Raw genomic sequence first — 19,950 nt, forward strand, 5'->3', positions numbered from 1 at the left:
CGTCAAATTTGAATTACAGCAAAAATCCCAATTTTAAATCTTTAACCCGAAGTGACTCTGATTGTCTTGCCTTGTTATGACACTTTGATATAAATGCCCTACTGGAAGTATGAGAATGATGTGAATGAAGAAGCATTACTTGAACCGTTGGACATCAATCAGCGCCTTGCTGTTTTCTGTATTGATGTTATCCGGCTGTCAAATTGAGTCAGAGCCCAAAAGTGATTTAGACCAGATACGTGAGCGTGGTGTGTTACGTGTCGGCACTCTGAATAACCAGCTGTCTTACTATATCGGTCCTGATGGCCCAGCAGGTTTGGATTACGAACTGGCCCGCGAATTCGCCAATGAGCTTGGTGTGCAGTTGGAAATGAAACCAGCCTACCGTATCTCGTCGTTATATCCTGCGCTAGCCAAAGGTGAAATCGACATTATTGCTGCAGGTTTGACTCAGTCACCTGAACGTATGGAGCGATTCCGACCTGGCCCCGCTTACTACTACGTCAGCCAGCAAGTTGTGTATAAAAAAGGTAAGAAACGACCACGCAACCTAGAGCAACTCCTCAATATCCACCCCGTACCAACAGATGATGGTGAAGAGCTTCCTATCCTTAAAATCATCAGTGACTCTCACGTTAAACAAACTCTGAGCGCCATCAAACAAGAAGAGCACCCTGACTTTGCCTTTGAAGTTGACCCAGATGCTGAAGTGAGTGATCTACTAAAACAAGTATCTGATGGAGAGCTGATGTTCACTGTTGCCGATTCAGTCGAAGTCTCTTTATCACAACGTATCTATCCCGATATTGCGCTCGCATTCGAGCTGACAGAAGATCAGCCAATCTCTTGGTTTGTTCGTCGTTCTGAAGATGAAAGCCTTTATGCGCTTATGATCGAATTCTTCGGCTACACCAAACAATCTGGTCACCTAGCCTCTTTAGAAGAAAAGTATATCGGTCATATTGGCAGCTTCGATTACGTTGATACCCGAGCTTTTATTCGTGCGCTCGACTCTAAGCTTCCACAATGGTCACCTCTGTTTAAAGAATACTCAGATGAGTTTGACTGGCGACTCGTGGCGGCACTGGCTTATCAGGAATCGCACTGGAACCCGCTTGCTAAATCTCCGACAGGTGTACGAGGCATGATGATGTTGACACTGCCAACCGCTAAAAGTGTTGGCGTCACCAATCGTCTCGATCCTAAGCAGTCAGTTCGTGGAGGTGTTGATTACCTGCGACGAATGGTGTCTCGCATCCCCGACTCCATTGATGAGCATGAAAAAATTTGGTTTGCCCTTGCATCGTATAACGTCGGCTATGGTCACATGATGGATGCCCGAAGACTCACGAAGAAGCAAGGCGGTAACCCAGATGCGTGGGCTGATGTGAAAGATCGCCTGCCGTTGCTGCGCCAGAAAAAGTACTACAGCCAAACCCGCTATGGCTATGCACGCGGTGATGAAGCGAGAAACTACGTCGAGAATATTCGCCGCTATTACCAGAGTATCATCGGCCATGTCGAACAGCAGACCACGGACAACAGTGATGTCAACATTGATGATCTCGCCGTGATTGAAGTGCCAGACAGCCCTATCTCAGCAGCTTCAGCGGTATCTTCAGCGGCGCCAGTTGAAGAAATACAAGAATAGAAACAAACCGTTAAAGTGCCCAGCCATTGATTAATGGTTGGGCACTTGAATTTTACTTGCCTGACCCAAACATAGTATCGTGAGCCAGCCTTTTCGGTAGCATTATTTAAATGGTAACAATTGGCTGGTAAAAGACGAGTTACATAACGTAATCAATGCCTTCGATACAGAAAGCAATCATAGAGTTCTAACCCACAGTAGGAGGTTGTTTTATGCGTAGACGTAAAATGCAGTCAAAACGCCTTAATAAAACCGTTGCGGCAAACCGCCGTAAAAGAATGCTCAGCAATAACAAGAAGAAAGTCATTGCCCGTCATCGAGCTTTTATGCAGCTAATTTGTGCATAAACCAGTTGGCAAACACCTTGAATCAGGTGTTTGCTGAAAACCCTACCCTTCTGAACGCTTCATTTGTTTTTGCGCTTTTTTCTCTTTACGACGACGCTTAAAGAACGCCTGAAGCTGGCCTCGACACTCTTCTTCCATCAGTCCTTGTTCAATATCGGCATAGTGATACGCCGCTTGATGTTCAAACAGATTGAGTACTGTTCCTGCAGCCCCCGCTTTTAAGTCCGGAGCACCATAAACAATGCGTTTCACTCGGCTATGGAGTAAGGCCCCCGCGCACATAGGGCATGGCTCTAGCGTAACGTATAATGTTGTATCCAACAGTCGGTAATTTTCCAGTACTTGGCCGGCTTTACGCAGCACCTGCATTTCAGCATGAGCCGTCGCATCATGATGACCAATTGACTGATTCCATCCTTCAGCAACGATCTCACCACCTTTCACTAGTACGGCCCCAACTGGAACCTCTCCCTCAGCTTCGGCCTGAGCCGCCAACTCCATAGCACGGCGCATGAAAAACTCGTCTTGAGGGGAAAACTGTGAATCTGACAAAAGGAAGCTCCGGTTGTATAAGTAAACGGCTAGGGGTAGCAAATTCTACCCGTATGAACGCGGAAGTGAAAGCAGGACGCAGAGCACCTCACATAAACTACTTCTTAGCACTAAAAAGAAGCGCCAGTCTTTCGACCAGCGCTTTTAAAATCCTAATACCTAAATAGTTGGTGTTGCGCAGTTAATAACTGCTACAGCGCCAAATCTGACCGTATTTACATTGTGTAAGTGTATGGTGCTTGAATACCTAGCGGAATGCCTAACATCCAGTAAGCCACTAGGAAGATTGACCAACCGATTAGCATAGCAATCGAGAATGGCATCATTAATGACGCTAGCGTACCAATACCAGTCGACTTCACGTAGCGCTGGCAGTAAACAACCACTAGAGGGAAGAATACCATCAGAGGTGAGATGATGTTCGAAACAGAGTCACCCACACGGTATGCCGCTTGTGATAGTTCTGGAGAAATACCAACAGCCATTAGCATAGGCACCAGAATTGGACCAATCAGTGCCCATTTCGCTGATGCAGAACCGATTAGAAGGTTTACAGAAGCCGTTAGAAGAATCATACCAATGATTGTTGCTTCACCTGGTAGGTTCATCGCTTTCAGACCTTCTGCACCGTATAGCGCTAGCATAGTACCGATGTTTGATTGCGCGAATGCAGATAGGAATTGTGCACAGAAGAACGACATTACGATGTATGCGCCCATCGTAGACATGGTGTCCGCCATCGCTTTGATGATGTCATTACTTGTCTTGAACGTGCCAGAAACGCGACCGTAAACGTAACCCGGAATGATAAACAGGATGAAGATCAACGGAACGATAGACTTCATGATTGGCGCAGAGAACGCTGTGATCTCACCTTCCGGTGAACGCAGTGCAGAATTTTCTGGGATAAGCGCCACAACAAGAAGTGCGATGCCCGCCATCATAGCCCAACCCGCGTAACGAAACGCTTTAGACTCAAGCTCAGTGAAAGAACCTAGATCTGGTGCTTTCTCTGCGTCTTCGTCGATTGGAGTGTTCTTTAGACGTGGCTCGATGATTCTTTCAGTTACATACCAACCGATAGCCACAATGATTACTGAAGATAGACCAGTAAAAAAGATATTCGCTAGAGGGTTAACCACGTACTCAGGATCGAGAACCTGCGCGGCTGTTTGAGTAAAGCCAGCCAATAGAGGGTCAATACCTGAAGGGATGAAGTTTGCAGAGAAACCACCTGATACACCTGCGAACGCTGCCGCGATACCCGCTAGAGGGTGACGACCTGCAGCGTGGAAGATGATACCACCAAGAGGAATAACCAGAACGTAGCCCGCATCAGCAGCAGTGTGCGATACGATTGCTACAAGAATTAGCATTGGAGTAAGAAGTTTTGCTGGCGTGAAGTTCAGCATCTTCTTAAGGCCAGTGGTGATGAAGCCAGAAGAATCGGCAACACCTACACCCAACATCGCTACTAGAACGATACCAAGTGGTGCAAAGCCAGTGAACGTTGTCACCATGTTAGCAAGGAAACTTGCTAGTGCTTCACCTGTCAGAAGGTTAGTGATGGTAAGAGCTTCGCCAGTTCGAGGGTTTAGAAGGTCGAAAGAAACATTCGACAAAAGTGCAGACGCAGCCCAAGTAATGATCAGTGCCCAGAAGAACAGAATGGCCGGATCCGGGATTTTATTACCAGCTCGTTCTATAAAATTAAGAAAGCGATCCATGCCATTCGGCTTGGACGATGGTGCTTTATTTACTGCTTGGTTACTCATGGTAACTCCATATGTGATGTTGTTGCCTTAGGCCTGTAATAATTGTTGTGACGACCTATTTTTCAGCTACACATTTTATTAAATTGCCCCCTCAAAAGCACAAGATTCCAGAGGTTTTTCCATATTTGGAGACATATTTTGCAAAATTGCCATTACTACGCAACAAAGTAAAAACACTAGCCACCCATATAATGAAACAGATTTGAAACCATTTTGAAAAATATAGAGAACGCTTTTAAGTAAAATATCAATAATTTATTTTGAATATAAAATAGTCTACATACTAAATTCATTGAATTTAGAAACTGATGTCATTAGCTCAATGGATTGATGTTTTCCATGACGATCGAGCCAACACACCTCCACGGTAATGTACTTAACTTCAACCCCATTTTGTAACGAGGTGCGAGCCTCGCATCGTATCTGGAAATATTCAGAGGTTGACGGCTGACACTGAGTTTGCGAATAACAGGCTTCTTGTTCTATATCGCCGAATTGATAACTTTCCTCCTTCGCCGTTGATCCATGCGTGGTGAACTGCTCAAGCTGAGATTCTGCCAAATAGAGCGCTTCAATAGCCCGTTCAGCCCAATCGGATTTCATTTCGATATAGGTATGTAATTTGACTAAACCGACAGCACTACCGCTGACAAGCAAGAGAGCCAATAGCACCTCAAACAAGCTGACACCTTTCTGGTTAGAAATCATGCCAACTACCATTGCTCCATTTGACCTTATGAAAATGTCGAGCAGCCGAGGCCGTGACATCTTTATTGAACTGCATGTATAGATCATTGTTGATCAAGGCATAGCTATCAGGAGCATCCAACACTAAACCACCTAACGGATAAACATTACCACTCTGAAAATAACTCACTTTTTGTTGCTCTACTGTGTTCAGCAAAGCATGCTCGTTCAAAGATGCAATCAGTGCCGAAAGCAATGGATTGTTGTTTGATTGTCCCCAATCAACAAACCCAGCAGACGGACTCTCAGAAACAAAGTGATAAATCATGGCCTTCAATGCTTGGTTTCCTGAAATAGAAGCTATGCCATTGTGGAGCACCAGTATCAGACCACCATTCAAATGAGTATCAATGGCAAGGTTTATGGATTGCAGGTCATCTGCGTTAAGTTCACAGCTACCGTATACCCAAATAAGCTCATGATATGCTTTGATAAGTTCTGTAATCTGCTGGCCGCAATTTTCTATGTACTGCGCACTGGGTAACTCACTCGGTAAACGTGGCATGACACTTTTAAGCTCTTCTGGTACATAACCGAACAAGCTGGTGTCCGACATGACCTCAAACCACTGGCTACGTGGCACATTAAAAACTTCCTGAAATACATCAAGTTGCTCCACATGCTCGAAGTCTTTGTGAGTTAAAGAGAGCCGCCAACTGAAATCAGTGTAGTGAGTTTGGTTACATTGATGTGAGTTGGTTCCCTGACTCTCAGGAAAATAACGAGAGATATCGGTTGCTTGATACGGATGCGTGGTGTCGTAGCTATGCGCATAGAAAATATTCTGATAGCGAGCCGAGATGCACGCCCAGCGGAACTCGCTAACGCGTTGATTCACGTGCGGCGCTATGTTGAGCCCACCATTGACCAATAAGTGAGAGATTGCTGTGATTGGGCTTTTTATTTGAAGTTCAGGCAGAAGAAAAGCTTTGCTTATGGTTAAGAAGCCACTGGTTGCACGAACAATATGTGGTGTTCCAGTTTCAATCTCAAGCGCATCCAAACTCAGTTGCTGCTGACAGTCACTCAGCTCTTCTGGTATGGCTTGTTTTCCAACAACAGAGGAAATCGCACACTCTAACCCGCCCTCTGCGCGCCAATGTGCATGGCGACTTTCCACTTCATTTTGACTGCGTTTAATTTGGTAGAATAAGGCTTTATAACTGCCCATGACAATCATGAGCACGCCAGCTAGCAAAAGGCTTGTGATTAAAAGGGTTGCAGTACCTCGCTGAAATGTCATGTCACCAGTTCCTCTGTTTAATGGAAAAGGTGAGCGTCTTCGATACCTCTGGGGCAAAGCGTAAATGGGTACTGAGTTGAGCATTGAGTAATGAAGAAGTATGGGTAGCACCGGCTAAAGGCTCGGAATCCAGTTCAAACTCGGTCACAACAATACGATTACTATCGAACACTGTGTTACAGGTATTACCAAAATGTGTGGTGAAGTTTTCTGCTTCTAAAGCAGACATAGCTCTTGGTAGCTTCTTCGCGCAGACTCTCAAAACCTCTTTTGATTCGCTCTGCCGCTGATATACCACATTCGTGTATGCTGTCTCAGATCCTAAGCTGCCTGACAGGTAAGCGAACGCGAGCAGAGTGTGATGCTCACTATGTTTGACGTAGTACGTTTGTGCTGCGCCAGATAAACGGACGCTTTCACCCAGTACTCCACCATGACCCGCTCGGTACAAATCTAACTTCATCATTTGCAGAACACTATTCGTGCTTTGTAGCAACATCAGCTCTTTGGCGTGAGCAGCAGAGAGCCGTTGACTGTGGAGAAGCATAGTTACGGCTATAGCGATGACTATGAGAGAAATCGAAGTAGAAACGAGAAGCTCAATTAAGCTATGACCCGATTGACCTCCTCTCAACATGGCTGATAACCAAGAGTAATGCCCGAAGGTGCACACACTCTTACGATAGCTGAGCGAAAGTGAGTTCTGAGCTCGAGAACCGTTTCAGAAGATAACTTAGGGTAAAATGTAAACCGCCCGCTCTTGGGTCGCCCATGTGTGGCATCAAAACTGATTTGATTTGAGCTGTAAGTCGTCGCCAGTTCGATGCCAGTAAACGGCTCGCCAGATAAACGCATAAGAACTAAACCATTGTCCTCATCTTCGCTGTCCGTCAAATTCAACGTCCAAGAATCACCTGACCTTGTGAGATGTATCCATAGAGGCTGTCGGCGCAAGATCGCGTGAGATTTTGCCATTAAGACGAAGCCATTCAATTCTTTAGCGAGCCTCATCATCTTAGTGGTATCAGAAACTGAGCTAAAATTAGGAACCGCCCATACCAGTAACAAACTCATCACAGACAGAGTGACAACGGACTCCAGTAGCGTAAAGCCACGAGGCATTTCCCAAATCCCTATGTAAATTTAAAAGTGTCGAGAACCATACTTGGCTTGATATTAACAGCGCATAACAATAGGTCAGAGGTGGGTACTAGGAGAGCTCGAAGTGATTGGCGTAAATAACTGCAAACAGAGTAAACAAAGTTTAATTGGGATGACGTTACTCGAATTACTGATCGTGGTTACTCTGATTGGTATCTTGGCGATGTTCGCCTATCCAAGCCATTTGGATCAGGTACGGAAGTCTCACCGCATCACCGCTATTGCGGATCTCGCCCGTATCCAACTCGAATTAGAATCAAGCTATAACGGCCAATATGATTGGCATAAGGTAATATCGAGTGGGAAATGTACGGTGTGCCTTTCCGAGCAAAGTCGCTTTGTGTTTAGCGTGACCAGTAGCGCCAATGCGGCGTACATTATCAAAGCGACAGCGCAAGCAAACAGCCAACAAAATTTAGACTCTTGCTTACAAGAATACAACGTTGATTACCTCAGCCTTGATGCTAGCAATAAAGCGTTTCCTCTTAGCTGCTGGCAGTAAAAATCCACCTGCATAGCAGGTGGCTTTGGTTGGCCCCCTATAAGGGGGCTCACTGCTATTTATCTAACCCTAGAAGCATTTGTCGCTCCTCTTCTTCTTTCCCCACACGATCTTGGTGCCTGACGTATCTACGTATAATTTCCTCGTTCATCCCTACCGAATCAACAAAGTAACCTCGTTGCCAGAACTTATTACCCCAGAGCTTTTTCTTTCTCAAATACGGAAATTTGTTAAACAACCTAATCGCTGTACGACCTTTAACAAACCCCATGTAATTTGAGATACTCATGCTCGGCGGAAGCCTCACGACTAAATGGACATGATCAATTTGGACGTTAAGCTCGACAACCTTGCATTTCTTCATATTGCTGTAAACGTAGATACTTCGATACAGCTCTTTGCCTAAATTTCCTTTCAGAATCTTTAGTCGATATTTAGGTGTCCAAACAATATGATATTGGCACCGATGATAAACGTGTGAAGCGGATTCATATCTGCTCATGTTCGTTATTTCCTTCATTTGTTGGTTGCAAACGAGGACATCTTGAACATGAGCGTTCTTCGGGCAAAGCCCAAAAGAACGATCACCACCTTCTAAAGAAGGTGGTTTAGGGCCAGAAAATAAAAAAGCCTGCAGTTGCAGGCTTTATGTAGAATTTGTTTTTTTTAGCTAGTCAGGTCATCGAAGAACTTCTTCACGCCATTGAAAAAGCCTTCCGCTTTTGGCTTGTGCTTCGTTGCCGCTTCACCACCACAAGACTCTTCAAACTCTTTCAATAGATCTTTCTGACGAGTACTTAGATTTACCGGAGTTTCTACAACCAGCTTAACGATAAGGTCGCCAACGCCACCGCCGCGAACACCCTTCACGCCTTTACCGCGCATACGGAACATGCGACCCGTTTGAGTTTCGGTTGGTACTTTCAGGTTCACACGACCATCCAGTGTTGGTACTTCGACTTCACCACCCAGTGCAGCCATTGCAAAGCTGACAGGCACTTCACAATAAAGGTTGTTGCCATCACGCTCAAAGATTTGGTGCTCTTTGACATGAACCTGTACGTATAGGTCACCCGCTGGAGCGCCCATTTCTCCTGCTTCACCTTCACCAGAAAGACGAATACGATCACCAGTATCAACACCAGCAGGAATCTTAACGTTAAGCGTTTTAGTCTTCTGCTTGCGGCCTTGACCATGACATGAGTTACAAGGATCTTTGATGATCTTGCCCTTACCATGACAGGTAGGACAGGTTTGCTGAACCGCAAAGAAGCCCTGACGCATCTGAACCTGACCATGACCGTGACAGGTTCCACACGTTTCAGGGGACGAGCCTTTCTTCGCGCCACTGCCATCACAAACGTCACAGTTAACTAGCGTTGGAACTTCAATTTCTTTTGAAACACCGCGAACCGCTTCTTCTAGTGATAGTTCCATGTTGTAGCGCAGGTCTGCACCGCGTTGCGCGCGCTGCTGGCCACCACCACGTCGGCCACCGCCAAAGATATCACCAAACACGTCACCAAAAATATCACCGAAATCAGCACCAGCGCCGCCGCCAAAGCCGCCTCCGCCCATGCCACCCTGTTCGAAGGCTGCATGACCATATTGGTCATATGCCGCTTTCTTCTGTGGGTCTAGCAGAATTTCGTACGCTTCTTTTACTTCTTTAAACTTCTCAGCAGCAGACTCATCACCCTGGTTTCGGTCTGGGTGGAATTTCATCGCAAGGCGCTTATACGCCTTTTTAATATCACGTTCTGATGCATCACGGCTTACGCCTAATACTTCGTAAAAATCACGTTTTGACATGTTCTTCGTCACCAATTTATTACTGCAAACGACCGATTGTCGCTTGGTGTTTGTATCGTTCTAGATAAAAGCTTTGTGCAAAAGAGCTTATCTGGAAAGACATCATATTTACAAACAGGCGGGCGTATGAGTTGCCCCAAACGCCCGCATATTACTTTAAGTTAATTCAGTGTCGAGAATTATTTCTTCTCGTCTTTAACTTCTTCAAACTCAGCGTCTACAACGTCTTCTTCTTGCTTAGGCTGCTCACCAGCTTCTGCATCAGCTTGTTGTGCTTGAGCTTGCTGCTGAGCAATTTCCATCAGCTTCTGAGCTGCCGTCATAAGCGCTTGAACTTTCGCATCGATAGCTTCTTTATCGTCGCCACCTTTTGCTTCTTCAAGTTCAGTGATCGCTGCTTCAATCTTCTCTTTTTCGTCAGCTGGAAGTGCGTCACCCGCTTCTTCAACTTGCTTGCGAGTACCGTGGATCATTTGGTCAGCTTGGTTACGTGCAGCTGCTAGCTCTTCGAACTTCTTGTCCGCTTCTTTGTTAGCTTCTGCTTCTTGAACCATTTTCTCGATTTCGTCGTCGCTTAGACCGCCTGAAGCTTGGATAGTGATCTTCTGCTCTTTACCTGTCTGTTTGTCTTTCGCAGATACGTGCAGGATACCATCCGCATCAAGGTCGAAAGTTACTTCGATTTGAGGCATACCACGAGGTGCTGGCTGAATGCCTTCTAGGTTAAATTGACCTAGAGACTTGTTGTACATCGCTTGCTTACGCTCACCTTGAAGAACGTGAATAGTTACCGCGTTCTGGTTGTCTTCTGCTGTAGAGAAAACTTGGTTCGCTTTCGTTGGGATAGTTGTGTTCTTCTCAACTAGCTTAGTCATTACGCCGCCCATAGTCTCGATACCTAGAGACAGAGGAGTAACGTCTAGTAGAAGTACGTCTTTCACATCACCAGCAAGTACACCACCTTGAACTGCAGCACCCATTGCTACTGCTTCGTCAGGGTTCACGTCTTTACGAGCTTCTTTACCGAAGAACTCAGCCACTTTCTCTTGAACCATAGGCATACGAGTCTGACCACCTACTAGGATTACGTCAGTGATGTCGCCTACAGAAAGGTCTGCGTCAGCTAGAGCAACTTTTAGTGGCTCAAGAGAGCGTTGTACTAGGTCTTCAACTAGAGATTCTAGTTTCGCACGCGTTACTTTAACGTTCATGTGCTTAGGACCAGTCGCATCTGCAGTTACGTAAGGTAGGTTTACGTCAGTTTGAGAAGTAGAAGAAAGCTCGATCTTCGCTTTTTCTGCTGCTTCTTTAACACGCTGCATTGCTAGAGGATCATTCTTAAGATCGATACCTTGCTCTTTCTTGAACTCTTCAACTAGGTAGTTGATCATGCGGTTATCGAAGTCTTCACCACCTAAGTGAGTGTCACCGTTAGTTGCTAGTACTTCGAACGTTTTCTCGCCTTCAACTTCATCAATCTCGATGATAGAGATATCAAATGTACCACCACCAAGGTCGTATACAGCGATAGTGCGGTCACCGCCTTGCTTGTCTAGACCGTATGCTAGAGCAGCAGCTGTTGGTTCGTTGATGATACGCTTAACTTCTAGACCTGCGATACGGCCAGCATCTTTAGTTGCTTGACGCTGAGCATCGTTAAAGTAAGCAGGTACTGTGATAACTGCGCCAGTTACTTCCTCACCTAGGAAGTCTTCTGCAGTTTTCTTCATTTTCTTCAGTACTTCAGCAGAAACCTGAGGAGCCGCCATTTTCTGGCCTTGTGCCTCAACCCATGCATCACCGTTGTCAGCCTTAACAATGTTGAAAGGCATGATTTCGATGTCACGCTGAACTTCTTCGTCTTCGAAACGACGACCGATTAGACGCTTAATTGCAAATAGCGTGTTAGTTGGGTTTGTAACCGCTTGACGTTTAGCTGGCTGACCTACTAGCGTCTCACCATCTGTGTATGCAATAACTGATGCTGTTGTACGCTCGCCTTCCGCGTTTTCGATTACGCGTGGCTTGTCACCGTCTAGAACAGCAACACAAGAGTTAGTAGTACCTAAGTCAATACCAATGATTTTACCCATCAGGCTATCTCCGAATAAATTCTATTTTCGTTTTGCTATATCCCCTATGTGGGGATGGAGAATAGGGTTTCAACCCTTACTCACAAACTAAAATAATTTTGTTTGCTTCACTTATGCCCAATAGATAAGGGCTGTAAATAGCTTTTCAAGGGAAGAAGTGAAAAAAAGTGAAAAAAGATTTGAGGATAAGCGAATAGACCGGATTCCGAAGTCATAATTTCAATAAGTGGTGCTCCAACACTTACATCTTCGTTCTCTCGAGTGGTAATGCTCAAAGCCCAATTAATGTCATTACTACATGCTAAAAACAAAAAGCGAGGCACTTGGCCTCGCTTTCAAATTCCGACACTTTATAGATTAAGCATTCGCTTGTGCAGGTTGTGCTTCCACTTCTGTTTCTTCTTTGCCGATTTCGCCTTCTGATTTAGCAACGATAGTATTTACAGCTGTGTCGCCTACTACGTTAGAAGATGTACAGAACATATCGTTGATACGGTCAACTGCTGCGATGATTGCAAGACCTTCAGGTGGTAGACCTAGTTGGTGAAGAAGAACACCTACCATTACAACACCGCCACCAGGAACACCACCAGCGCCGATAGACAGAAGCAAGATAGTTAGACCTAGCGTGAACACGTCAGCAGTGTTGATTGGCTGACCAAACGCGTTCGCAACAAAGATAGTTGCTAGTGCGATGTAGATAGAAACACCAGACATGTTCATTGTTGCACCAAGTGGTACACCGAAACCTGCCACCGATTTAGAAACTTGAAGTTTCTCAGTCAGAGTGCGCATAGTTACAGGAATAGTCGCGTTAGAGCTCGCTGTAGATAGAGAGAACAGGATCTGTTCACGAGTTGCACGCAGGAACGTCTTTGGTGAAGTACCTGTCGCGATACCTACTGCCATTGGGTAGAAGATGAAGATCCAGAATACTAGCATTGCAACAACAAGCGCTACGTAACCTGCTACAGACATTAGCGTGTTCGCGTCTAGCGTTGCACCTAATTGAATCATTAGAGCGAATACACCGTATGGCGCTAGGCTCATAACCAGACCAACTAGCTTCATCATGATTTCGTTAGCCATCTTGAACGTGCGGATCGCAGGGCCACCGCGTGAATCAAGAGCTTGGATAGCAAGACCAGTCAGGATTGCCATAAAGATGATTTGCAGCATGTCACCGTTAGCGAATGCCTGAACAGGGTTGCTCGGTACGATGTTAACGACCAGTGAGAAAATGTCAGGTGTTTCAGTCGTCGTCAGCTTAACAGTTTCTGAAATCGTACCCGCTAGATTCGCGTCAGCACCCGGCTGGAAAATAAGGCCAACAGTCAACGCCGCAGTAATCGCGATGATGGTGTTAAAGATGTAAAGGGCAAAAGTTTTACCACCAAGACGACCAAACGCAGTGATGTCTTTCAGGTCCACAATACCGCACACGATAGAAACGTATACTAGTGGAACAACAAGAAGTTTGATCAGGGATACGAACATACCACCAGCGCCTTCTGCGGCACCAAGTAGGTAAGTGTCAAAGATAGCAATTCCGCTAAACAGGTACTGAATCGCAGTACCAATCAGTAGGCCAGCGAACAAGCCTACAAATATCTTGCTTGAAAGCGATTTATCCATCATTCATCTCCAGAATGTTGTGTTTATATTTTATGATTTTATAGTTTATTCCGCCGAGTTTTACGGCAGAGTTCGCACATAATACACACAAAAGTTACAAAATAAAGTGTTTGTTTACGATAATGTTACATATTTCTAATCGGAAATTAATTTTCGTACAAACTTTAACCCAAGAATAATTCACTATATCAATGTGTTAATTTGGTCGTTCTGAGAGCTCTGACGAGATTAAAAAAAGAGAGGCTAAAGCCTCTCTTTTTTAAGTTTAATCAGTTTGGATTAAGCGATTACTTCGCTACCATCACCATCGCGGGGCGAATGACACGACCATTTAGCTCGTAGCCTTTCTGCATAACAAACATTACTGTGTTTGACTCATGATCTGGGCTTTCTTGAATAGACATCGCCTGATGCATTTCAGGGTTAAACGCTTCACCTTCTGGGTTAATTTCCTTCAGGCCAAATTTCGCAACAGCATCAACAAACGTTTTATGTGTCAGCTCTACACCTTCAACAATTGGCTTCACCGCTTCGTTGTCTGTATCCGCAGCCTGGATCGCTCGCTCTAGGTTGTCGATAACAGGTAGTAGCTCTTCCGCAAACTTGTTCAATGCGTATTTACGAGCCTTGTCAATTTCCGTCTCGGTACGACGGCGCATGTTTTCAACTTCCGCCTTAGCACGCAGAACAGAATCTTGCTGCTCTTTAACTTTCGCTTCACTTGAAAGAAGTGCTGCTTCAAGCTGAGCAATTTTAGACTCTTGTTCGTCTTGTTCGTCTTGTTCAGTTGCTTCGTTCCATTCGATATCAGCGTCAGTACCTACAACTTCTGCTTCAACTTCTTGCGCAGTGTCTTGCTGCTGTAGCTCTTCTTCTTTGATCTTGTTTTCTTCGTTGCTCATGATATCTCCAGAATTCAATTCCATCTGTATCTAAACCGTCACGTTTATCGCGTTTAGATACATAAAAATTCGCATAAATAGCTAACTTGCCATTATTATGGGGATGAAGATTGTCGAATCAAGCCTATTTAGTGCGGAAAACCTATGAAAAAGCCTTTTGAAGTGATCGCCATCATTGGTAAACCCCGAGATCAGCAAGCCATTCAGACTCATAGAGAGCTTTATACCTGGCTTCAATCGGAAGGGTATCAGGTTTTTATTGACGACAGACTGGCTGAAATTCTAGACGACGTACCAAGTGAACATTTTGCGAGCCTGATTCAGTTAGGCAAAGCCGCCGATCTCGCCATTGTGGTTGGCGGGGATGGCAATATGCTTGGTGCCGCAAGAGTCCTGTCTCGATTTAATATTTCGGTTATCGGTGTCAACCGAGGCAACCTTGGCTTTCTCACTGATCTCAATCCAGAAGATTTTCAGTCGGCGCTGAAGAAAGTCCTCGCAGGTGAGTTCATCGAAGAAGAGCGCTTTTTACTGGAAGCGGAAGTCCATCGCCACGGTCAGATAAAAAGCCACAACGCCGCATTGAATGAAGCGGTGCTACACCCAGGCCAAGTTGCCCATATGATCGAATTTGAGGTGTATATAGATGAGAGTTTTGCCTTTTCGCTACGGGCGGATGGGCTGATCGTCTCTACCCCAACAGGCTCAACGGCCTATTCATTGTCTGGTGGCGGCCCGATTCTGTCACCGAGCCTTAATGCAATTTCGCTAGTTCCTATGTTCCCCCATACGTTATCAAGCCGCCCGTTGGTTGTTGACAGTAAGCGTCGTATCAAATTGGTTGTTTCACCGGATAACCGTGGCACCCAAGAAGTGGGTTGTGATGGACAAGTTTCTTTACCTGTCTCACCGGGTGACGAAATCCACATCTACCAGAGCCCTAATGTTCTTAAGCTCATTCATCCTAAAGACTACAGCTACTACCATGTATTGCGGAACAAACTAGGCTGGTCGAGCAAATTGTTCTAATTGAGAAAAGTTTTAAGGGTTGACGAAAAGCGTCAGCCCTTTTTGTTTAAAGCCTTCGTAACGCAACGACTCCCACTCAACAATCACACCAGCAAAGCACACTCCTGATCCCGCTCACAAAAATTTTCATCACCACCTTTACTGTATAAAGAAACAGTATATACTGTTTTCTTATACAGTATTGTTCATTTAAACAGGTACAACAAAATGCTGGCTCATCTAAGTGTTAATAATTTCGCTATTGTTAAATCTCTACAGCTGGAGCTATCTCACGGCATGACCACCATCACCGGAGAAACTGGTGCGGGTAAATCTATTGCAATTGACGCTTTAGGTCTTTGCTTAGGAGGTCGGGCGGAAGCCGGCATGGTACGTCAGGGGGAAGAGAAAACCGAAGTCAGTGCGGCCTTTTCCCTTGAGAACAACATTCACGCAACGCGTTGGCTAGAAGATAACGATCTGCTGGAAGGTGGTGACTGTATCTTGCGTCGCATCATCAATAAAGAAGGCCGTTCAAGAGCCTTTATTAATGGCAGCCCGGTACCACTTTCACAACTAAAAACTCTTGGGCAATTACTGATCAATATCCATGGTCAGCATGCGCACCATCAACTAATGAAAAGTGACTACCAGATGGCTATGCTGGACCAATATGCAGGCCATACAAACCTTTTAAAAGGTACTCGTAACGCCTACCAAAATTGGCGCCAGGCCGATAACAACCTTAAGCAGTTAAAAGAAAATAGTGCAGCTAACCTTGCACAAAAACAACTGCTTGAATACCAAATCAAAGAGCTTAACGAGCTCTCTCTTGGCGAGGATGAATATGAAGAACTCGAACAGGAACACAAAAGATTGTCTAACAGCGGAGAACTCGCCGCCACCTGCCAACAAGCCATCGAGCTTATTTACGAAGGTGAAGAAGTTAATGCGCTTGGTATTCTCCAATCAGCCAGTAGCTCCCTGATCCAGCTTGCTGAATTGGATGAAGCGCTTGCAGAACTGCCAAACATGCTCTCAGAAGCCATCATACAGATCGAAGAAGCCAACAGTGAATTGCGTGGCTATCTCGATAACATAGATGTTGATCCTGCTCGTATGGCCTTTGTTGAAGAACGATTCTCAAAAGTCATGTCGATGGCACGTAAACATCATGTACTTCCAGATGAGCTGTATCAGCATCACCAAGATTTGTTGTCACAAATTGAGGCTTTAGATTGCTCCGATGAAAAGCTGGAAGAACTTGAACAAGCAGTCGAAGCCAAATATCAGGCTTTCCTGACCTCAGCGGAGAAGCTTCACAAATCTCGCTGTCGCTACGCTAAAGAGCTCAACAAGCTAATCACAGCCAGCATGCACGAGCTCAGCATGGAAAAAGCGCAATTCTGTATTGAAGTGGATAAGCAGTGTACTCACCCTTCTCCACTCGGAATGGATAATGTCTGTTTTGTGGTCTCAACCAACCCAGGTCAGCCGATGCAGCCTATCGCAAAAGTAGCGTCTGGTGGTGAGCTGTCTCGAATCTCTCTAGCGATTCAAGTCATTACAGCACAGAAAGTCGATACCCCAAGTTTGATCTTCGATGAAGTCGACGTGGGCATCAGTGGGCCAACTGCCGCTGTCGTCGGGAAAATGCTGCGTAAGCTTGGTGAATCGACTCAAGTTCTGTGTGTCACTCACCTGCCTCAGGTTGCGGGGTGCGGCCATCAACAGCTCTTTGTTGCTAAGCAAACCAAAGCCGGAAAAACAGAAACTCAGATGCATTCATTAGACAACGAACAGCGTGTATCCGAGTTGGCCAGATTACTTGGCGGCAGTGAAATTACCGAGTCAACCTTGGCGAATGCAAAAGAGTTACTAATTGCGGCTTGATAGACTCTACGGCTGATTCTCAACTTAGAGCCAAAGTTCCGACTTAGGGAAATTTTGGTACGAGTTTGCAACTAAATTCAAAAATCGTGGTCTGAAACAGTTCAAAACAAGATGAGCTTTTTACATTAGCGCTCAGCTTGTTTATTATCAGCCCAATTTGAGAAATATCCGTTACAAGAATTTATCCGTATGCAATTGAAAAAGTGGCTAATCGCTGTACCACTCTCTATGACACTGTTGACTGGCTGCTCTCTGGTAGAAAAGCTGGTATACCGAATTGACATCAACCAAGGTAACTACGTTGAGCAACAAGCCGTTGATCAACTGAAGTTTGGTATGACCAAAGAGCAGGTACGCTTCGTGATGGGCTCACCAATGCTAATTGAAAACGGTTACCCAGATACTTGGTACTACATTTACCACCATACCGAAGGGCACAAAGATTCGGTGCAGAAGGACTTGATTGTCAATTTCAACGATAAAGGCCAATTGGTCGATGTGACTGGTGACTTCCCACCTAGCTCTGATTTCTTTGAAGGAATCAATTAAGGAAGCGAGAAGCGAGAAGCGAGAAGCGAGAAGCGAGAAGCGAGAAGCGAGAAGCGAGAAGCGAGAAGCGAGAAGCGAGAAGCGAGAAGCGAGAAGCGAGAAGCGAGAAGTTTTTAAGGGTTGGCGCATAGCGTCAACCCTTTTATTTTGGCATAAAGCAATTCAACCAGAAGAAAGGTGGTTATCTTACAAGCTAAATACGCTCAATCTTCCTTCCTAAGTGGATTCTTTTTACCGCCAGTGACTGGATCTGCTGCCCCTGATTCTTTGGCTTGTTCAGCGCGTTTACGGCGAATTTCCTTCGGGTCTGCAAGCAGTGGGCGATAAATTTCAATACGGTCTTTATCACGAATCGTAGCATTGAGCTTCACGTTGCGGCTGAAGACTCCCACTTTGTTCTTGGTCAGATCAATTTCTGGGTATTGCTCTAAAACACCAGATTCTTTAATGATCTCCTCAACCGTCATCGACTTATTGACCACTAAGGTATATACCCGTTGCTCTAATGGGAGAGCGTAAACCACTTCAACGTGGATCATATCAGACTCAATACTCATAGCACGGATAAACCTGTTTAGCGCGTTGAGTAAACGCATTCACCATATTGCTGGTAAGCTCGTTAAAAATCTTACCAAAAGCCATTTCGATCATTTTGCTGGAAAATTCAAACTCTAACTTAAGCTCAACTTTGCAGGCTTTATCGTCTAAGGCAGTAAAAAACCACCCCCCTTTCAATGTCTTAAAAGGGCCGTCAACCAAATTCATTAAGATCGCTTCACCACTGACGAGCTCATTTGAAGTGGTAAACGTTTTACTGATCCCCGCTTTCGAAACGTCAACGGAAGCAACCATGGCAGAACCACTGGATTCAATCACTCGGGAGCCTGAACAACCGGGTAAAAATTCAGGATAACTGGCTACATCATTTACCAGCTTAAACATCTGTTCAGCACTGAACGATACCAGCGCAGAACGGCTGACTTGCTTCATATAGACTCCTCATAGCGCACACCTAAACAGCAGGCATGTACCAATTTTACTTTTATTTGCACTCAGCGCAAATAAAGGGATTTCCTAACTAAGTTCCTGACCGTATAATGCAGCCATTATGGCAAAGAAAAAATCGAAACAAAAAGCGGGTAGCAATACCATCGCTGTCAATAAGAAAGCTCGCCACGAATATTTCATTGATGATGAAATCGAAGCTGGCATGGAGCTTCAAGGCTGGGAAGTTAAAGCACTTCGTGAAGGCAAAGCAAACATCGCAGAAAGTTACGTATTTATGCGAGATGGTGAAGCCTTTGTGAGTGGTATGACTATTACTCCTCTTAACCAAGCATCGACACACGTTGTGGCGAACCCTACACGTGTTCGTAAACTACTGATGAGCCGTCGTGAGCTTGATAACCTTTTTGGTCGAATTAACCGTGAAGGTATGACGCTTGCTGCACTCTCGCTCTACTGGTCTCGCTCTTGGGTGAAGATGAAAATCGGTGTAGCAAAAGGTAAGAAGCTGCACGATAAACGTACTGATCTGAAAGAAAAAGATTGGGCGAGAGAAAAAGCGCGCGTAATGAAGAGTTCGCTGCGCTAATATTGAGCACTTAAACGCACAAGTCTAGACAGGTTACGCTTTTCTGGTACTATGCGAAGAACACTTTGGGGCTGATTTAGGATTCGACAGGAATTTTGCAGTCTGAGGTGCATGCCGTGGGGCGGTTGGCCACGTAAAAAGCCGCAAAAAAATAGTCGCAAACGACGAAAACTACGCACTAGCAGCTTAATAACCTGCTCAGAGCTCTCTCGCCCTAGCTTCCGCACGTAAGACGGGGACCAACGAGAGATCAAACCCAAACGCGCTAGCCCGGATTCTCCCGCCTGAGAGATGAACGGCGAAATTTAATTCAGGATAGTCATTTACTGGCGTGTCGGTTCGCAGGTACTTGGTGAATTTAAAGATCGACTAAGCATGTAGTACCAATGATGAATGGTTTTTGGACGCGGGTTCAACTCCCGCCAGCTCCACCAATTCAACATCTAAAGACGTCCTAGGGCGTCTTTTTTTGTGCCCGCAACAACG

20 protein-coding genes and 1 other RNA gene are annotated in these 19,950 nt (G+C 45.3%); 8 read left to right on the forward strand and 13 right to left on the reverse strand.

Translation table 11 applies throughout. From position 1 onward, the window contains the following. The first annotated feature begins 124 nt into the window (after positions 1 to 124). Positions 125 to 1,651, forward strand: a complete 1,527-nt coding sequence (gene mltF / locus VIC_RS10330; protein WP_039951728.1) for a membrane-bound lytic murein transglycosylase MltF — start codon at positions 125 to 127, stop codon at positions 1,649 to 1,651. Between the two features lie 212 nt (positions 1,652 to 1,863). Beyond that, entirely contained in the window at positions 1,864 to 1,998 is a 135-nt protein-coding gene (locus tag VIC_RS27135; RefSeq protein WP_006959616.1) for a hypothetical protein, read from the forward strand. Positions 1,999 to 2,040: 42 nt separating this feature from the next. Here the strand turns inward: VIC_RS27135 and tadA are convergent, their stop codons facing one another. The 6 genes from tadA to VIC_RS10360 all read right to left on the reverse strand — a co-directional run bounded on the left by tadA (position 2,041) and on the right by VIC_RS10360 (position 7,437). Then, positions 2,041 to 2,550, reverse strand: coding sequence for a tRNA adenosine(34) deaminase TadA (tadA, locus tag VIC_RS10335; RefSeq protein ID WP_006959617.1), 510 nt, complete (start codon positions 2,548 to 2,550; stop codon positions 2,041 to 2,043). A 215-nt stretch (positions 2,551 to 2,765) separates the two neighbouring features. Continuing rightward, on the reverse strand, positions 2,766 to 4,325 hold the full coding sequence (locus tag VIC_RS10340) for an AbgT family transporter (RefSeq protein ID WP_006959618.1): 1,560 nt from the start codon (positions 4,323 to 4,325) through the stop codon (positions 2,766 to 2,768). 276 nt (positions 4,326 to 4,601) lie between these two features. Beyond that, entirely contained in the window at positions 4,602 to 5,033 is a 432-nt protein-coding gene (locus VIC_RS10345) for a type IV pilus modification PilV family protein (protein WP_039951788.1), read from the reverse strand. Beyond that, a complete protein-coding gene (locus VIC_RS10350) occupies positions 5,023 to 6,315 on the reverse strand; it encodes a hypothetical protein (RefSeq protein ID WP_006959620.1) in 1,293 nt (430 codons plus the stop codon). The genes VIC_RS10345 and VIC_RS10350 overlap by 11 nt, the downstream gene beginning before the upstream one ends. A gap of 1 nt (position 6,316) precedes the next feature. Beyond that, complete coding sequence (locus VIC_RS10355; RefSeq protein WP_006959621.1) at positions 6,317 to 6,952, reverse strand: PilW family protein; 636 nt, start codon at positions 6,950 to 6,952, stop codon at positions 6,317 to 6,319. Continuing rightward, positions 6,946 to 7,437 (reverse strand): GspH/FimT family pseudopilin, encoded by a 492-nt coding sequence (locus VIC_RS10360; RefSeq protein WP_039951730.1) that lies wholly within the window; start codon positions 7,435 to 7,437, stop codon positions 6,946 to 6,948. Before VIC_RS10360 ends, VIC_RS10355 begins: the two co-directional genes overlap by 7 nt. A gap of 103 nt (positions 7,438 to 7,540) precedes the next feature. Between VIC_RS10360 and VIC_RS10365 the strand changes: the two genes are divergently transcribed. Next, positions 7,541 to 7,978: a type IV pilin protein gene (locus tag VIC_RS10365; protein ID WP_006959622.1), complete on the forward strand. Its 438-nt coding sequence runs from the start codon at positions 7,541 to 7,543 to the stop codon at positions 7,976 to 7,978. Between the two features lie 55 nt (positions 7,979 to 8,033). Here the strand turns inward: VIC_RS10365 and tnpA are convergent, their stop codons facing one another. The 5 genes from tnpA to grpE all read right to left on the reverse strand — a co-directional run bounded on the left by tnpA (position 8,034) and on the right by grpE (position 14,420). Further along, a complete protein-coding gene (gene tnpA, locus VIC_RS10370) occupies positions 8,034 to 8,480 on the reverse strand; it encodes an IS200/IS605 family transposase (RefSeq protein ID WP_039951144.1) in 447 nt (148 codons plus the stop codon). Positions 8,481 to 8,644: 164 nt separating this feature from the next. Continuing rightward, a complete protein-coding gene (gene dnaJ, locus VIC_RS10375; RefSeq protein WP_006959623.1) occupies positions 8,645 to 9,790 on the reverse strand; it encodes a molecular chaperone DnaJ in 1,146 nt (381 codons plus the stop codon). Positions 9,791 to 9,969: 179 nt separating this feature from the next. After that, positions 9,970 to 11,883, reverse strand: coding sequence for a molecular chaperone DnaK (dnaK, locus tag VIC_RS10380; protein WP_006959624.1), 1,914 nt, complete (start codon positions 11,881 to 11,883; stop codon positions 9,970 to 9,972). 357 nt (positions 11,884 to 12,240) lie between these two features. Continuing rightward, a complete protein-coding gene (locus VIC_RS10385; RefSeq protein WP_039951732.1) occupies positions 12,241 to 13,518 on the reverse strand; it encodes a dicarboxylate/amino acid:cation symporter in 1,278 nt (425 codons plus the stop codon). A 287-nt stretch (positions 13,519 to 13,805) separates the two neighbouring features. After that, positions 13,806 to 14,420 (reverse strand): nucleotide exchange factor GrpE, encoded by a 615-nt coding sequence (grpE, locus tag VIC_RS10390; protein ID WP_006959626.1) that lies wholly within the window; start codon positions 14,418 to 14,420, stop codon positions 13,806 to 13,808. A 144-nt stretch (positions 14,421 to 14,564) separates the two neighbouring features. On the opposite strand from grpE, the gene nadK reads away from it, so the two are divergent. The 3 genes from nadK (at position 14,565) to bamE (ending at position 17,870) form a co-directional block, all read left to right on the forward strand. Continuing rightward, on the forward strand, positions 14,565 to 15,449 hold the full coding sequence (nadK, locus tag VIC_RS10395; protein WP_006959627.1) for an NAD(+) kinase: 885 nt from the start codon (positions 14,565 to 14,567) through the stop codon (positions 15,447 to 15,449). A 207-nt stretch (positions 15,450 to 15,656) separates the two neighbouring features. Further along, positions 15,657 to 17,321: a DNA repair protein RecN gene (recN, locus tag VIC_RS10400; RefSeq protein ID WP_006959628.1), complete on the forward strand. Its 1,665-nt coding sequence runs from the start codon at positions 15,657 to 15,659 to the stop codon at positions 17,319 to 17,321. A gap of 189 nt (positions 17,322 to 17,510) precedes the next feature. Next, entirely contained in the window at positions 17,511 to 17,870 is a 360-nt protein-coding gene (gene bamE, locus VIC_RS10405; RefSeq protein WP_006959629.1) for an outer membrane protein assembly factor BamE, read from the forward strand. Between the two features lie 203 nt (positions 17,871 to 18,073). Here bamE and VIC_RS10410 read toward each other — a convergent pair whose 3' ends face one another. Continuing rightward, positions 18,074 to 18,427 (reverse strand): RnfH family protein, encoded by a 354-nt coding sequence (locus VIC_RS10410; RefSeq protein WP_006959630.1) that lies wholly within the window; start codon positions 18,425 to 18,427, stop codon positions 18,074 to 18,076. Then, positions 18,417 to 18,860, reverse strand: coding sequence for an SRPBCC family protein (locus tag VIC_RS10415; protein ID WP_006959631.1), 444 nt, complete (start codon positions 18,858 to 18,860; stop codon positions 18,417 to 18,419). The genes VIC_RS10410 and VIC_RS10415 overlap by 11 nt, the downstream gene beginning before the upstream one ends. Positions 18,861 to 18,978: 118 nt before the next feature. Here VIC_RS10415 and smpB point away from each other — a divergent pair, with 118 nt between their 5' ends. Continuing rightward, on the forward strand, positions 18,979 to 19,464 hold the full coding sequence (gene smpB / locus VIC_RS10420) for an SsrA-binding protein SmpB (protein ID WP_006959632.1): 486 nt from the start codon (positions 18,979 to 18,981) through the stop codon (positions 19,462 to 19,464). A 67-nt stretch (positions 19,465 to 19,531) separates the two neighbouring features. Next, positions 19,532 to 19,898, forward strand: a transfer-messenger RNA (tmRNA) gene (ssrA, locus tag VIC_RS26290). Positions 19,899 to 19,950: the final 52 nt, after the last annotated feature.

Source organism: Vibrio coralliilyticus ATCC BAA-450 (assembly GCF_000176135.1).
GTDB classification, from domain to species: Bacteria; Pseudomonadota; Gammaproteobacteria; order Enterobacterales; family Vibrionaceae; genus Vibrio; species Vibrio coralliilyticus.